We start from the raw sequence: 15,645 nt of genomic DNA on the forward strand, positions 1-15,645 counted from the left end.
GACACCCTTGTATGAAAGATGAAAGAAATCCTGTGGATGAAGAAGCACCGATCACAAAACCTCCTTTCTTTAGGAGTTGGGCCGGCATGTACTGGCTGGTGCTGGGCAACCTGGCCTTTCTGATTCTGCTGTTTTATTTCATCACCAGCCTTTACGCATGAAACCACTCGACTGGATCGTGCTGTTGGGCACGTTGGGCTTCATTGTAAGCTATGGGGCCTGGAAAACACGCGGCAGCCAAGACATAGAAAGCTACCTGAAAGGCGACAATACCATGAAGTGGTGGACCATCGGGCTGTCAGTCATGGCGACGCAGGCGAGTGCCATCACGTTTCTGTCCACGCCGGGGCAGGCCTACGAGGACGGGATGCGCTTTGTGCAGTTCTACTTCGGCTTGCCCATTGCCATGGTCATCATCTCGATCACCGTGATCCCTATCTTCTACCGGCTGAGTGTATTTACGGCCTACGAGTTCCTGGAAAACCGCTTCGACCTGAAAACTCGCTCGCTGGCGGCGCTGTTGTTTTTGGTGCAGCGCGGCCTGGCGGCGGGCATCACCATTTATGCGCCTGCCATCATCCTATCTACCATGCTGGGCTGGAGTTTGAACGTGACCATCCTCATCATCGGGGTGCTGGTGGTGATCTATACCGTGTCAGGTGGCACCAGGGCGGTGAGCGTGACGCAGAAGCAGCAGATGGCCGTGATGATGGGCGGTATGCTCGTGGCGGGCTACATGGTGGTGCACTACCTGCCGGCAAGTGTCAGTTTTAGCGATGCTGTGGCTGTGGCCGGTAAAATGGGCAAGATGAACGTGGTAGACTTTTCCTTCGACCTCAACGACCGCTATAACTTCTGGTCGGGTATAACCGGTGGCCTGTTTCTGGCGCTCTCTTACTTTGGTACCGACCAGAGCCAGGTGGCGCGTTATATCGGCGGGAAGTCCATCGCAGAGAGTCGGCTGGGGCTTATCTTCAACGGTTTGCTCAAAATACCGATGCAGTTCCTAATTCTTTTCATCGGGGTGATGGTGTTTGTGTTTTACCAGTTCAATCAGCCACCGGTGTTTTTTAACGAGGCGGCCAAAGCCAAGGTATACGCCACATCGTATGCCAACGAACTGCGCGGGTTAGAACAGGAGTATACCCGCGTTTTCAACCAGAAGCAGCAGGCCGTAGAAGGATTGGTGACAGCCCTCAGGACAGAGGATGAGGCCGGGATCAACACAGCACAGCAAAAAGTGGAGGCACTGGCTGCCACCGCTAAAACCGTGCGGGAAGATGCCAGGCAAGTGATCGAGCAGGCGACTCCGGGCGCAGAGACCAAAGACACCGATTACGTTTTCATTTCATTTGTGATGAAGTACCTGCCGACCGGCTTAGTGGGGCTGCTGCTGGCGGTTATCTTCTCTGCGGCCATGTCATCGTCTGCGTCGGAACTGAATGCGCTGGCTTCCACGACAGTGGTGGACATTTACAAACGCTCGATGAACCAGCGGGGAAGCCCGAAGCACTATGTAACGGCCTCTAAACTGTTTACCGTGGCCTGGGGCGCGATCGCTATTTCTTTTGCCATGTTCGCCTCGCTGCTCGACAACCTGATCGAGGCAGTGAACATTATCGGCTCCATTTTTTACGGCACCATCCTCGGTATTTTCCTGGTGGCCTTTTACTTTCGCTACATCCGGGGAAATGCCGTTTTCGTGGCCGCCGTGCTGGCCGAACTGGTCGTGCTTTATTGCTACTACTTCACCGACATCGCCTTTCTGTGGTTCAACGTGATCGGCTGCGTGTGCGTGATCGTATTCGGCTTTATTCTACAGGCCTTACTGAATAGGAGACAGGCTGCCTGAAGACCTCGCTAGCGTCTGTGCTCCTTTCTGGGGATTTGGCTGCAGGGCCCTTCATACCGGATGAACATATGAATCCAGAGAGAGCGGGAAAGCCTGAAAATTACGGGCAGAAAGCCAACGACAACCAAAACTATCACGCTTATCAACATCGGCATGGTTACCTCTGCCACAAACTGGTAAAGTACCACCAAAGTAGTCAGGAAAATAGCGACATTAATGGCAAAGCTGACGTACATGGCCCCATAGTAATAGCCTGGTTCGGGCTCAAAAGTCTGGCCGCAGCAGGGGCAGGTGGGGTGCATATCAGCAAATTTAGTACTGTACAAAGTGCCTTTCGGGAACATGTTGCCTTCGCGGCAACGGGGGCACTTGATGGCTAGGATACTGTATAAAAGAGCGTTTTGCTGCGCCATAGTTTGGGTACGTATAAGATTGCCAGGCAAAGATACGCCATTGGATAACTAGGTGTACGGGACAAAAGAGCCAATCAGCTGTACTTTTGGGCTTTGGGGGGTATAACTGCCTCCTGCTTAGCAGAAGCGATCCAAAGCCTGCACATTGACTTCGTACGTTATGATTCCGTAATTTCAGGTCGCCAAAACACCACGCATGCCGCAGGAACACCTACCCGTATTCAAAATCCAGGACTTTAACGCCCAGGCCCAACAAGAGCGCTATGTCTATGTCAGTTCTTTTGCGGCGCATTTGAAAGAGCATTTGTTTATCCGAGAGCCCTATAAGCACAACTTCTATATCCTGTTATACATCACGCAGGGTTCCGGCACCCATACCATCGACTTCCGGGAGTACGAGGTAACAGCAGATTCGGTGTTCGTGATGATGCCCGGGCAGGTACACAGCTGGGAGCTGGCGGATGATACGGACGGCTTTGTGATGTTCTTTACCCCGGCCTTTTACGTGCAGGCCTTCCCGGACAGGAGGCCATATGATTTTTCGTTCTTTAACGCGCTGCTGCAGCAACCACTGCTTTCCGTTCCCCCAGCAGCAAATGCCGGGCTCCTGCAGACCTTTCAGACCCTACAGGTAGAGTATGCGGCGGAGGATTTTAAGCGCCATGAAATGCTTGGTTGCTATCTGGGTGTGCTACTAATACAACTGTCCCGGATATATCAGGTACAAGCGCAGCACGTAGCGGTGCCCGGTGGTGAGCTTTCGCTGCTGCAGCGCCTGGAGCAGCTGATCGAACAGCATTTCCGGGAGCACCTGCCTGTCACGTTTTATGCGGAGCGCCTACACGTCACGGCAAAGCAGTTGAAGGAGATCTGCAAGCGGTCTTTAGGGAAAACAACCACACAGTTGATTCAGGAGCGGACGGTGCTGGAAGCGCAAAGGCTGCTGGTGCACTCTGGTCTAACCAGCTCACAGATTGCTGCTTCACTCGGCTATCTCGACACGTCCTACTTTTTCCGCTTCTTCAAGAAGCACACTGGCAGCACCCCGGAGCAATTCCGGGACTCAACGCATCAAGCAAACTAAGGCCGTATTGGACTCTTTTTTAGCCGAAGCATGGCAGTGCTTACCTCGGTTTTTGGGCCGCAATAATGTAGACCAGGCTACCTCCCGCTGACACATACTCCTCGTTTTGCAGCTTTTGCTTGAGCGTTACTTTGTTGAAAAGCAGTGTCTGCCAGTAAGCGTCAAACTTCTCTTTTTGGCCGCCGCCCGCCATATAATAGTTCAGGTTGTCCTGGTAGTCATACCCCATCGCCTCCGAGTCTATCCATTGCAGCATCTGTTCCACGCGTAACATCTTCTCCTGCGTGTCATAGGGCGGGATGATAGAAAGGGCTTTATCCGAGATCCATACCTTAATGTCCCGTAGACCTGCTTTCAGGAACAGGTCCGGGATAACATCGCCCAGCGAGTTAAAGCCTTCGCCCAGTTGCTTTTTGCCTTTCTCGATGCGGAGCTTCACCTCCAGCACCTCCAGCATGCCCTCTACGTTGTAGTCCGTCTCGCCATACCTGTCAAACATGAGGTTGGGCACCAGGTTGTTGGGCTCCAGGGCCAGCACCCAACCGCCCGGCTTCGTCACCCGGATCATCTCGTCAATCACCTTCTGCGGGTTCTTCACGTGAATCAGCAGCGTCTGGCACAGCGTTACGTCGGCGGTGTTGTCGGGTAGGGGGATCTCGGTGGCGTTGCCCACCTTAAACTCATACTGGATGTTGTTGTGCTGGAACTGGCTATGCGCCCGCTGCCGCGCTTCCTCAATATAGCCTGGCTCATAGTCCACGCCATACACCTTGCCCCCGGCAGGCATGTACTTCGAGAACTTAAAGCCCATCATACCCTTGCCGCAGCCAATGTCCACCAGTGTGCCACAGTAATCTATGTATAAACGCTGGGCCAGCAGCTCCAGGTAGTCCTCGTTCCACCAATATTCCCGGGCAGGCCCCAGGTGTTCTTCTGAATGTTGTTTGTCCTCTTGCACCGTATCTGCTCTCAAATAATTACAAAGATAAAAAAGCCTCCGGGAAACAGGTCCCCGGAGGCTTTTTATACGCGAAAAGCAATTCGCCTTACTTCATTTTTTTCCACTCGGCAATCGCCTTCTCGTTCATCGCCACATAGTCGGCGTTGTTGGCCTGCTTAGCCAGTTCCATCGACTTCTCCGCTGTTTTGACAGCGGCTTTGTAGTCCTTCATCTTTGCCTCGATCTTCGCCTGTGTGTGCAGGTTCCAGTATTTAGGCTCTTTGGCATTCGCCTTTTTCATCCAGGCCTGCGCCTGCTTCATGTCGCGGTTGGTGTTGAGGTAGTAGCTGGCGGCAGCAGCGTATACGTTCGGGTCTGCGTTGGCATTGTCGATCGCCTCTTTCTGGATCTGGGCCATTACTTTGCTGTCCACATCTGTTTTGATGGTGAACGGCACGATCACGTTGTCCCACAGGATCTCCACGTCAGCGGCATCTGCCTGCAGGTTGGTGAAGTTGATGGTGAAAGACTCTACCTTACGCGGGTTCTGCTGCGGCTTTACTGTAAAGCGCGCCTGGTCTTCAGCCTGCTTGTAATCTGCGCCGCCATCACCCCAGTGCTTGGTGTTCTTGTGGATGATGACCGTCCACTCGTCCTTGTTCGGGATCGTGTACAACGCATACTCACCCGCCGGAACCTTGTTCCCCTCGATGGTTACATCCTCAGAGAATTTGATCTTGGTGGAGGCGTTTGCGCCGGTGCGCCACATTTTGCCATAAGGGATAATGTTACCGAAGATCTCACGACCCTTCATGGATGGGCGCGAATAGTCCAGTGATACGGTGGAGAGGCCTACTGCCTGCTCTACTTTTTGCGAAGGGCTAGCGGCGGGCATTTTAATGCCCTGGGCCTGTGCTGCACCAGCGCCAAACAAGAGGGCGGCAGAAAGCACAAAGCCGATAATTGATTTTTTCATGGTATTGCTTATTTGGGTTAAAAGTGATGTTCTCTTACGGTAATATTAGGGATAAAGTAAGGCTTTCGCGAATATGGGCGCTTTGGGTTGTTAAAAACTCTGTCCAACGCTGAACCCAAACCTCGGGATCACCCCGACGCCTGGCGTTTTGGAGTTCCTGTCTGGCGAGATGAATGGCGTGATGGCAACGCGCACCAGCAATCCGCCACGCGGCACCTGGTACCGGAATCCCAGCCGGGCAAAATACATGCTCTTCATCAACTCCGCCGCATCCGTGAAACGATGTGTATAACCAAGCCCCCCCTCAAAATGTTTTCGCTTGTTTCCGACCAGTGCCAACGCTTCGAGCGGCACCACCGGATAAACGCCGGGCTCACCCTCCATAAAAAACAGGTTAGTGCCGATTCCCGCTCTCAGCGCCGCCTTGAACTTTTCCTGTTGATACACCACCTGGTCGTAGTTAAGGGAGTAAGCATCGCCATTACCGCCAACCTCTATATAAACCGCATGCAACGCCTTGAAGTCCTGGGTAAATTCCTGCGCCTGTACCAGGGCAGGTGGCAGGTAAAGCATTAACAGTATAATCAGAAGGCCTGTGAATTGCGTTATTCGCGGAGCGGGTACCTGGAAAGGTAACATGTGGTGTCTGGTTTAAGTGGCGTGCCTGTATGATGTATGAGCTGGGTTTTGCAGCAAAAGGTAAAAGTATAAAATAAAAATCCTGCCAACGCCGTGCCAGCAGGATTTTTTAATATTTATGTAGACTTATATTTAGCTAAGTTCAAACTGCAGCTTCAGCAGGTTGGCGTATATACCCTCCGGGTTCAGCGAAAGTTCGTTGTGTGAGCCTTCTTCCACAATCTCGCCGCCCTCAATCACCAGTATCTTGTCCACTTTCCGGATAGTTGCCAGGCGGTGGGCGATCACGATGGTGGTACGGTTCTTCATCAGTTCATCCATCGCCTGCTGCACCAATTGCTCCGACTCAGAGTCGAGGGCACTGGTGGCTTCGTCCAGGATCAGGATAGCCGGGTTTTTCAGGATGGCACGGGCAATAGCGATGCGCTGGCGCTGACCGCCTGAAAGCTTGATGCCACGCTCGCCCACCAAGGTCTCAAAGCCCTCCGGGAAAGTCTTGATGAAGTCGTAGGCGTTGGCTTTGCGGGCTGCTTCCGTGATCTCTGCCTCGGTTGCCCCTGGCCGGCCATAGGCGATGTTCTCCCGAATCGTGCCGCCGAACAGCAACACCTCCTGCGGCACGATGCCGATGTTTCCGCGCAGCGTGGTCAGGTTCAGATCGCGGGTGTCTTTGCCGTCCACGGTTATACCTCCCCCCGACACATCATAGTAGCGCATCAGCAGCTGCACGATGGTGGATTTACCGGCGCCGCTTGGGCCTACCAGCGCCACTTTCTCACCAGAGCGCACCGTAAAGCTGATGTCGCGCAGCACCTGCACATCGGTGCGGGTAGGGTAGGAGAAGGCCACTTGGTTGTAGGCGATGTCGCCATGCATTTTCGGGATGTCGCTTAGGCTTTTCATACCCTTGTCGGTTGGCTCTTCCTGCTCCTGCAGAATCTCTAGGATGCGCTCCGTAGAGCCCAGTGCCGACTGGACCTTGCCGTAAATCTCACCCAAACCACCCACAGAGGCTCCGATGAACACGGTATACAGCACAAAGGAAATCAGGTCGCCGGGGGCAATCTCGCCGTTGGCTACCAGTGTGGCGCCATACCAGATCACAAGGATAATTCCGCCAAAGAGTCCGATGATGATGAACGTGATGAACGCGCCGCGGTAATAGGCCGCAGACAACGCTGTGCTCACTGCTTTGTTCAGTGTGGTTTTATACCGGGCAATCTCAAACATCTCGTTCGTGAAGGCCTTCACGGTGTTAATCGCCTGCAGCGTCTCCTCCACAATCACGTTGGTATTAGCCAGCTCGTCCTGCGTCTTCTTAGACAGGCTTTTGATCTTGCGGCCAAAAACAAGCGCCAGGGCCACCAGCACCGGGAAGGTCGCCAGCATAAACAGCGACAGCTTGATCGACACCCACATAATGATGCCCACGCCTACCAACAGGGTGGTTACCTGCCTGAAAAGCTCCGCCAGCGTGATGGACATGGCATCCTGCACCTGCGCCACATCCGTGGTAATGCGGCTGGTGATCTCGCCTACCCGGCGCTTCTCGAAGAAGGAGATAGGCAGCATCACGAACTTGCTGTACAGGTCGCGGCGGATGTCAGCCACCGCGTTTTCACTTACCTGCGCAAAAAAGTATACCCTGAAAAACGAGAAGATACCCTGCGCCACGATCACGACGAACAGCCCCATCGCGATTAGGTTGATGTCTTGTAACAGGCCCTCCGCGTTGCCGATGGAAGAATCGACCAGCTTGCCTACCAGGTAGGGGAAGGCCATGAACGTGAGGCTGGAAAATACTAAAAAGGCGAGCCCAATGATAAATTTGAACTTGTAGGGTATAACGTAGCTAAAAATCTTCAGGCCCCGGCGAAAACTCTCTTTACTGATTTTTTTTCTGCCTTCTTTCTCCTGCTCTGAACTTAGCCCGAATCCGCGTTTTGCCATCAATGAAATGTTAATTAGATAAAAGGTGAGGCAGCCGTTTGCTCCGGAAAGCCATCAACCGCATCCGAGGTGCAGTGGTATAACATCGTTCCAAAACGAAACATGCCCCAACACCCGCAAAATCTTACAAAGGTAAGTAATCTGGCGGATAATGAGGTATAGCACCGGCTGGTTTGTGCAGCGTTATTGTAGCGTTTACTTGCGGTTATCGCCGCCGTGGAGCATGCTTAGGTAACTCTCGTAACGGGTCAGGGAAATGCCGTTCTGGCGGACAGCCTCTATTACGGCACAGCCTGGCTCGTTGAAGTGGGTGCAGTTGTTGAAGCGGCATTGGTTCATGCGCTCCCGCATCTCCGGGAAGAAATGGCCTAGTTCCGCTGCCGGTATGTCCACAATGCCCAGCTCCTTAATGCCAGGCGTGTCGATAATATAGGTTTCCGGGCTTACCTCAAACATCTCGGCAAATGTGGTGGTATGCACGCCTTTGTCTGAAAAGTCAGAGATCTCGGAGGTTTTGAGGGCCAGGTCCGGCACAATCAGGTTGATCAGCGTGGACTTGCCGACGCCGGAGTGGCCGGAGAGCAAAGTGGTTTTGCCTTCCAGCTGCTTTTCCAGTTCGCTCAGGCCTTCGTTCTCCTTCGCCGATACCGACAAGCTTTCATACCCTATCTGGGCATACATGTGGCTGATCTGGCGCTGGTAGTCTTTCACGTCCTCATCGTAGAGGTCTGTTTTGTTGAACACCAGGATGGCCGGGATGTCGTAGGCCTCGGCTGTTACCAGAAACCGGTCGATGAAGCCAAAGGAGGTGCGGGGCGATACCAGCGTGACGATCAGCAGGGCCTGGTCGAGGTTGGCGGCAATGATATGGGCATGTGCCGATTTGTGCGTAGACTGCCGGATGATGTAATTCTCGCGGTCCTCAATTTTATGGATTACCACGGTTTCCTCACCGGTCTGCTCCACGTCAAACTCTACCCGGTCGCCAACAGCCAGCGGGTTGCTTACCTTCATGCCCTGCAGCTTGAATTTGCCACGCAGGCGCGCCCGGTGCAGCGTGCCTGCCGCATCGCGCACAATATACCACGACCCCGTCGATTTGATCACTACTCCTTTCATGCTCTCTTGCTTAACAGGCGCTCTATGTCTGCCATGATTTTGTATGTGGCACCGGCCTGCTGTTTTACGTATTGCTTCTCGTTCTCGGTTATGCGTTGCCTTACGGCAGGTACTGTGTGCACTTTTTCAAAGGCCTGCAACAATGCGCTGGCGTTTTTTACCGGAAAGGCACAGCCAAGTTCTACCAGGTCTTTTGCCTCCTGAAACCGGGCGTAGCGGGGACCAAAAAACAGGGGCAGCCCGAACACAGCTGCCTCCAGGGTGTTGTGCAGCCCTTTGCCGAAGGCGCCGCCAATGTAGGCGTACGTGCCATAACTGTAGAGCGAGGCCAGCATCCCAACGTTATCCACGACCAGCACCGCCGCGCTTGCCACGTTGGCTTCGGTGGCCTCCGAGAAGCGAACGGTGCTTTTCCCGGCCAGCTGCATGGCAGCACTTAGGCTTCCCTCGTTTATCTCGTGCGGGGCCACAATAAATTTAATCTGATGCTGGTAGCGGTCGATGAGTGGTTTAAGTGCCTCGATGTCGGCGGGCCAGCTGCTCCCGATCACGAATACCTGCTGCTGCTGTACAAAAGCCTCCACCACAGGCAGAATCTTTACCGAAGCTGCTGTCTGCAACACCCGGTCAAATCGGGTATCGCCGGCCACGCTGGCATGGGTAACCCCGATGCTGCGCAGCAAATCCCGCGACTCGTTGTTTTGGGTATAAATATGGGTGAGGCACTTGAGAATCTGGCGGTAAAAGCCTCCGTAGGGTTTAAAGAAGACCTGTTCCTCCCGGAAAATAGCTGAGATGGAAAGCACTGGAACTTGTAGCCTCTGTAACGCCTGTATGTAATAGTGCCAGAACTCGTATTTCACGAAAACAGCCAGTTTGGGCTGCACCAACTGTATAAACTGGCTGGCATTTGCTTCGCTGTCGAAGGGGAGGTAGGCAACGTAGTCGGCGCCACTGTAGTTTTTGCGCACCTCGTAGCCCGAAGGCGAGAAAAAGGTGAGCAGGATTTTATAATCTGGAAAAGCTGCCTGAAACGCCTCTATAACGGGGCGGCCCTGCTCGAACTCGCCGAGCGAGGCACAATGAAACCATACCACCGGCGCCTTATTCCCTTCAAAAGCCATGTTCAAATGCTCAAACAGCTGCACACGGCCCTCCTGCATTCGCTTTGCCTTTAAGTGAAAAGGGGCAGCGAGGGCAATGGCTTTCTGGTAGGCACGAAGGCCAATATCGTAGAGTAGCTTCAAATTAGGTCAGGTGTTTCGCTCGATTCCTTACAGGTCGGTTGCCTACTGTCAGGAAGCAGGGCTTCCGAGTGCAAATATACGGGATTGCCTTGTTTTGTGGCAGCTTAGTTTTGAGGCCTCTGCAAGCCCATCTGCTAAACTATACTGTTCGAAACTGTGAATTGTTTGTAAGCTATATAGTATATTAGGTAATCCAGTTTGTTTAGCCTTCAAATTTGGGCCGATATATGGAATAGACTTTTCATTTATACAGGAGTTTTCAGCAATCAATAATATAAAATGACCAAACTATTAGCTAAAGAAAATCCACCACAATTTCTATACAAATACAGAAATTGGTCAGATAAATTTCATAAAAGACTAATCACACATCAGGAAATCTATTTCTCAAAACCATCTGAATTTAATGACCCATTTGACGGTAATATACCAGTTAGATGGGATTTGTTGTCGTACAATGACTGCCTCCAGAAGAATCTCGAGATAACACAAATATTCCATAAGGATAAGCCCTTTAAGGTACAAAAGCAGATTGCTAAACAAGTTACAGATTCTAAAAAGTTGTGGCATCCTGCCACTGTAAAGAAGGAGAGTTTGGAGGATATACTAAAGTGGAACAATCTGATCGGACTTGTTAGTTTATCTGAGAAAAAAGATGACATTTTAATGTGGTCCCATTATTCAGAATTTCATAAGGGGTTTGCTGTAGGCTTCACGACAAACTCATTATTAAGCGATTACGAGTTTGATTACTTAAATAAGATTAAGTATCAAGATAAATATCCATTGATTAGTGGACACCAAGACACTACTGATAGGTTCAGTACTAAATTTTTTACGAAGTATTCAGATTGGAGCTATGAAAAAGAGTGGAGGATTTCTAAAAATCATATTTCTGATAGGGTGGTACAGCTTAAAAAAGAAACATTTTCTGAAGTAATATTAGGTTGTAAAATTTCAGAACTTGATAAGTCAGAAATTACCCAAGTAATTAGAGAGTCTTTTGGTGACTCTATAAGTATTTTTCAAGCAAAAATGGCTAGTGAAGAATTTGGGCTTGAAATAATAAAAATATAGATAAACTGCTAGCAACAACAAAATAAAGTAAACTCCTCCCAGAGCATTCACCATTGCTTATATAGGCAGTTAGCTTTTCGTACTTTAAGATAGCGACAGTGTAGACTATTTACTTTATTAAATGGAGTATAGCCTCAATCCCCAAAACTCCGCTACAAAATTGCGCAAGCAGGCATTATAAAATTCGCTCGGCGGAAAACAATCCGGCAGGTCTATACATTCTTTACGAGATGTGGTAGTTTTACCGACCACGGTACAAAAGGATAAAGAATGGATTTAACGATTGAAAATATACTATTAATTGGCTCTATACTGCTGCTGATAAGCATCCTGGCAGGTAAAACGTCTTACCGGTTTGGCGTTCCTACCTTGTTGCTCTTTCTAGTTATCGGCATGTTGGCGGGCTCAGACGGCATTGGCGGCATTCTCTTCGATGACCCACAGCAGGCGCAGTTCGTAGGCATTATATCGCTTAATTTTATCCTGTTCTCAGGCGGTCTCGACACCAACTGGGCAGCCGTGAAACCCATTCTTCGGGAAGGGATTGTGCTGTCGACTTTGGGCGTATTCCTGACAGCGGTTTCGCTGGGCACTTTTGTGTGGCTCATCACCGACTTCACCATTTACGAAAGCCTGTTGCTGGGTTCCATTGTATCGTCTACGGATGCGGCGGCGGTTTTTTCCATTCTGCGCTCCAAAAGCCTGGCCTTAAAGTCTAACCTCAGGCCCACGCTGGAACTGGAAAGCGGAAGCAACGACCCGATGGCCTATGTACTGACAATTGCCTTCTTAACCCTAGTCATCAACCAGGACCAAAACGTGCTGTCCATTATTCCGATGTTTCTGCAGCAAATGATTTTGGGAGGTATCGCGGGCTTTGCCTTCGGTGTGGTCAGCAAGTTCATCATCAACAAAATAAAGCTTGACTTTGAGGGCTTATACCCTGTCTTGGTTATCGCCTTAATGTTCATCACTTTTTCAACTACTGATTTTGTGGGAGGCAACGGGTTTCTGGCCATCTACATTTGCGCGGTTTACCTGGGTAACCAAGACCTGATACACAAAAAAACCATCCTGAAAATGTTTGACGGCTTAGCCTGGCTCATGCAAATCGTGCTGTTCCTCACCCTGGGCTTGCTTGTCTTTCCATCTCAAATCATCCCTACCATCGGCATCGGGCTGCTCATCTCCTTATTTTTGATTATGGTTGCCCGGCCTGTGAGCGTATTGCTCAGCCTGGTGTTCTTCAAAATGCGGATGAGAAGGCGATTATACATATCGTGGGTTGGCTTGCGCGGAGCGGTGCCGATTGTGTTTGCGACCTACCCGCTGCTGGCCGGTATAGAAAAAGCGAACCTGATTTTCAATATCGTGTTCTTTATCTCCGTCACCTCGGTGCTTATACAGGGCACCACCCTGTCGCTGTTCGCGAAGTGGCTGCGTGTTGCCCTGCCCGAAAAAGTGAAGAAACTAACAGCAACGGATCTGCTGCAAGTCGAGAACCCGAAAGCGGAGATGAGGGAGTTTTCGATAGCTGCCAACGATTTTGCCGTGGATAAACAGATCGTAGAGTTAGGCTTTCCCCGAAATGCAATCATCGCCATGATCAAACGGGATGATACCTATCTGACACCAAATGGCTCCACCAAAATAGAGGATATGGATACACTGGTTGTACTTGCCGACAGGCCAGCTATTTTTGATGAAGTGAACAAAGTGCTGAAAGCAAGGTAAACAGGCGGATCATATACGTATAGTATGAAAAAAGCGCAGCAAAGCTGGCAGCTTTTGACAGGAAATAGCTAAATTTAATCAACTTCATATCTGCAAACATGACTTTAGGACTCAGGAAAATCTGGTACAGCATGAACAAGGGATTAACCGTCCTGAATGCTGTCTTTTTAGCAGTGCTTACGGGCAATGTCGCCTCGCCCGAAGACATCAAAAACGCAAAAATCCCGCTTGCTGCGAATATTGGCCTATTAATGTTCCTGAGTCTGGGAATCGTGGCTACTGTATACAGCGTGTGGGTATGAGTATTTCTAGCTTCTGAGTAAAGCCATCGAATTCTTTGTGAAGCATTGATGCCTGTATGATTGTGATTGCCCTGGTGGCGCTGCCAACTGTTGGTTACCTCCTTTAAAGGCGCCAACCCGCGGACCTGTGAAAGCAAGCTGCTTTGGGGTATAGCGGGTTGCTTAAAAAATGCAGAACTGCTCTTTTTGTGGTGGGCATTCCCGCCGGAAATGCTATCTTGATGCGTGAACATATGTTTTAAACCTACTCATCCATAGCATTTCATGAAAAAACGATTACTGACCTTTTTTGGGGTTTTGCTCGCCTGCCATACCCTGCAGGCCCAGGATATTTACATACAGAGCGGAAAACTGGTGGACACCCGTAACGGGAAGGTGCTGCAGGAAAAGACCATTGTGGTATCCGGCAAGAAAATAAAGCGCATCGAGAATGGCTTTGTGCAACCCCAGAACGCCGCCGACACCCTGATTGACCTCCGGAACATGACGGTGCTGCCTGGTCTCACCGACATGCACGTGCACCTGGAAGGGGAGACGAATCCCAACCAGTACCTAGAGCGCTTCACCAACGACCCCGCTGATTTCGCCTTCAACTCGGTGGGCTTTGCCCAGAGCACCCTGCTCGCGGGTTTCACCACCGTGCGCGACCTAGGGGGAACGGGCGTGAACATCGCGCTGCGCGACGCCATCAACAGTGGAAAAATTGTGGGGCCGCGCGTATTCACGGCAGGCAAGTCTATTGCCACCACCGGCGGCCACGCTGACCCCTCTAACGGCATGAATGCCGCCTTTGCCGGTGACCCAGGCCCTAAGGAGGGTGTGGTGAACAGCGTGGAGGATGCCCGTAAGGCTGTCCGGGAGCGGTATAAAACCGGTGCCGACCTGATCAAAATCACAGCCACCGGTGGGGTGCTGAGTGTGGCCAAAAGCAGCTCGAATCCGCAGTTTACCCTTGAGGAGATAAAGGAGATCACCCAAACTGCCAAAGACTACGGCTTCCATGTGGCAGCGCACGCGCACGGCGACGAGGGGATGCAGCGTGCCGTGAAGGGTGGCGTAACCACCATCGAGCACGGCACCCTGATGAGTGAGGAGACCATGGACCTGATGAAAAAGCACAAGGCCTACCTGGTGCCTACCCTGACGGCAGGGCAGGAGGTGAGCGAGAAGGCCAGGGTGGAGAATTACTACCCGGCACTGGTGGTGCCCAAGGCGCTGGAGATAGGCCCGAAACTGCAGGGCACCTTCGGGAAGGCATACAAGCGGGGAGTGCCCATTGCCTTCGGAACCGACGCCGGTGTGTTTAAGCACGGCCAGAACGGGAAGGAGTTCAGGTACATGGTAGAAGCCGGTATGCCTGCCATGGAGGCCATCCAGAGCGCCACCATTACGCCCGCCAAAATCCTGAAGACGGAAAACGAGTCCGGGCAATTGGCACCGGGCTTCTTCGCCGACATCATTGCCGTACAGGAAGACCCCACCCAGAACATCAAGACGCTGGAGAATGTGAAGTTTGTGATGAAGGAGGGCAAGGTGTACAAAAAGTAATCCATGCTTTCAGGCATGCCCTATGCGCCGTCTACAGCCTATAAAACAGAAAAGCCACCGCAAATGCAGTGGCTTTTCTGTTTTATAAATAAGCTTAAGTAGCTTAGTTGGCTCTGTTAGAAAGGTATGCAGACACGCCTTCTTTGGTTGCTTGCATCGCCTCTTCGCCTTCTTCCCAGTTGGCAGGGCAAACCTCGCCGTTGGCCTCAAAGTACTGCAGGGCATCGATCATGCGCAGGGCCTCGTCGATGCTGCGGCCAAGTGGCATGTCGTTTACAACCTGGTGGCGCACCACGCCCTCCTTGTCGATCAGGAACAGACCGCGGTATGCAACCGGCTCGCCCACGAATACAGACTCGCCTTCTTCGTTGTAGTCGTAGTAGCCAGCCAGCACGTCGAAGTTCTGGGAGATGGTCTTGGCCGCATCCGCTACCAACGGGTACGTTACGCCTTGGATACCGCCTTGCTCCTGTGGTGTGTTCAGCCACGCGAAGTGCGACATGTGCGTGTCGGTAGAGCAGCCTACTATGGCCACGCCCTTACGCTCGAAATCAGCCAGCCTGTCCTGGAACGCCAGGATCTCGGTTGGGCAAACAAAGGTGAAGTCCATTGGGTAGAAGAAGAACAAAACGTGCTTCTTGCCAATGTACTGGTCTAATGAAAAGTTATCTTCGAATTCTTCGCCGTTTACTACGGCTGTAGCTTTGAAAGACGGTGCTTTCTTACCTACTAATACTGCCATGTATGTTAATTTTAAGTTTAAA

Annotated in this window: 15 protein-coding genes; 6 read left to right on the forward strand and 9 right to left on the reverse strand. The window is 51.5% G+C overall.

The features are described from left to right. Positions 1 to 11: 11 nt before the first annotated feature. Both ACXYMU_RS15710 and ACXYMU_RS15715 read left to right on the forward strand, forming a co-directional pair. A complete protein-coding gene (locus ACXYMU_RS15710) occupies positions 12 to 161 on the forward strand; it encodes a hypothetical protein (RefSeq protein ID WP_458987367.1) in 150 nt (49 codons plus the stop codon). Next, entirely contained in the window at positions 158 to 1,852 is a 1,695-nt protein-coding gene (locus ACXYMU_RS15715; RefSeq protein ID WP_458987368.1) for a sodium:solute symporter family protein, read from the forward strand. The genes ACXYMU_RS15710 and ACXYMU_RS15715 overlap by 4 nt, the downstream gene beginning before the upstream one ends. Positions 1,853 to 1,860: 8 nt before the next feature. On the opposite strand, the gene ACXYMU_RS15720 is transcribed toward ACXYMU_RS15715, so the two are convergent. Further along, complete coding sequence (locus ACXYMU_RS15720; RefSeq protein ID WP_458987369.1) at positions 1,861 to 2,265, reverse strand: DUF983 domain-containing protein; 405 nt, start codon at positions 2,263 to 2,265, stop codon at positions 1,861 to 1,863. 196 nt (positions 2,266 to 2,461) lie between these two features. Here ACXYMU_RS15720 and ACXYMU_RS15725 point away from each other — a divergent pair, with 196 nt between their 5' ends. Further along, complete coding sequence (locus ACXYMU_RS15725; protein ID WP_458987370.1) at positions 2,462 to 3,349, forward strand: AraC family transcriptional regulator; 888 nt, start codon at positions 2,462 to 2,464, stop codon at positions 3,347 to 3,349. A 40-nt stretch (positions 3,350 to 3,389) separates the two neighbouring features. Here the strand turns inward: ACXYMU_RS15725 and ACXYMU_RS15730 are convergent, their stop codons facing one another. The 6 genes from ACXYMU_RS15730 to ACXYMU_RS15755 form a co-directional block, all read right to left on the reverse strand. Next, the gene (locus ACXYMU_RS15730) at positions 3,390 to 4,322 is read right to left on the reverse strand and encodes a class I SAM-dependent methyltransferase (RefSeq protein ID WP_458987371.1); all 933 of its coding nucleotides are present in this window, start codon (positions 4,320 to 4,322) and stop codon (positions 3,390 to 3,392) included. Positions 4,323 to 4,395: 73 nt separating this feature from the next. Next, positions 4,396 to 5,265 (reverse strand): DUF2911 domain-containing protein, encoded by an 870-nt coding sequence (locus ACXYMU_RS15735; RefSeq protein ID WP_458987372.1) that lies wholly within the window; start codon positions 5,263 to 5,265, stop codon positions 4,396 to 4,398. 90 nt (positions 5,266 to 5,355) lie between these two features. Beyond that, a complete protein-coding gene (locus ACXYMU_RS15740; RefSeq protein WP_458987373.1) occupies positions 5,356 to 5,838 on the reverse strand; it encodes a hypothetical protein in 483 nt (160 codons plus the stop codon). A 198-nt stretch (positions 5,839 to 6,036) separates the two neighbouring features. Next, the gene (locus ACXYMU_RS15745) at positions 6,037 to 7,854 is read right to left on the reverse strand and encodes an ABC transporter ATP-binding protein (RefSeq protein WP_458987374.1); all 1,818 of its coding nucleotides are present in this window, start codon (positions 7,852 to 7,854) and stop codon (positions 6,037 to 6,039) included. A gap of 195 nt (positions 7,855 to 8,049) precedes the next feature. Beyond that, positions 8,050 to 8,973 carry a ribosome small subunit-dependent GTPase A gene (gene rsgA / locus ACXYMU_RS15750; protein WP_458987375.1) on the reverse strand — a complete coding sequence of 308 codons (924 nt, stop codon included), beginning with the start codon at positions 8,971 to 8,973 and terminating at the stop codon, positions 8,050 to 8,052. Beyond that, positions 8,970 to 10,220, reverse strand: a complete 1,251-nt coding sequence (locus ACXYMU_RS15755; protein ID WP_458987376.1) for a 3-deoxy-D-manno-octulosonic acid transferase — start codon at positions 10,218 to 10,220, stop codon at positions 8,970 to 8,972. Before ACXYMU_RS15755 ends, rsgA begins: the two co-directional genes overlap by 4 nt. 279 nt (positions 10,221 to 10,499) lie before the next feature. Between ACXYMU_RS15755 and ACXYMU_RS15760 the strand changes: the two genes are divergently transcribed. Next, entirely contained in the window at positions 10,500 to 11,297 is a 798-nt protein-coding gene (locus tag ACXYMU_RS15760; protein ID WP_458987377.1) for a DUF2971 domain-containing protein, read from the forward strand. A 270-nt stretch (positions 11,298 to 11,567) separates the two neighbouring features. Next, positions 11,568 to 13,031, forward strand: a complete 1,464-nt coding sequence (locus tag ACXYMU_RS15765) for a potassium/proton antiporter (RefSeq protein ID WP_458987378.1) — start codon at positions 11,568 to 11,570, stop codon at positions 13,029 to 13,031. Here ACXYMU_RS15765 and ACXYMU_RS15770 read toward each other — a convergent pair. Then, positions 12,991 to 13,566 carry a hypothetical protein gene (locus ACXYMU_RS15770; protein ID WP_458987379.1) on the reverse strand — a complete coding sequence of 192 codons (576 nt, stop codon included), beginning with the start codon at positions 13,564 to 13,566 and terminating at the stop codon, positions 12,991 to 12,993. The genes ACXYMU_RS15765 and ACXYMU_RS15770 overlap by 41 nt on opposite strands. Before the next feature lie 31 nt (positions 13,567 to 13,597). Between ACXYMU_RS15770 and ACXYMU_RS15775 the strand changes: the two genes are divergently transcribed. Further along, a complete protein-coding gene (locus ACXYMU_RS15775) occupies positions 13,598 to 14,881 on the forward strand; it encodes a metal-dependent hydrolase family protein (protein WP_458987380.1) in 1,284 nt (427 codons plus the stop codon). A gap of 103 nt (positions 14,882 to 14,984) precedes the next feature. Here the strand turns inward: ACXYMU_RS15775 and ACXYMU_RS15780 are convergent, their stop codons facing one another. Next, on the reverse strand, positions 14,985 to 15,623 hold the full coding sequence (locus tag ACXYMU_RS15780) for a redoxin domain-containing protein (protein WP_458987381.1): 639 nt from the start codon (positions 15,621 to 15,623) through the stop codon (positions 14,985 to 14,987). Positions 15,624 to 15,645 lie beyond the last annotated feature (22 nt).

The organism is Pontibacter sp. CAU 1760 (assembly GCF_054482735.1).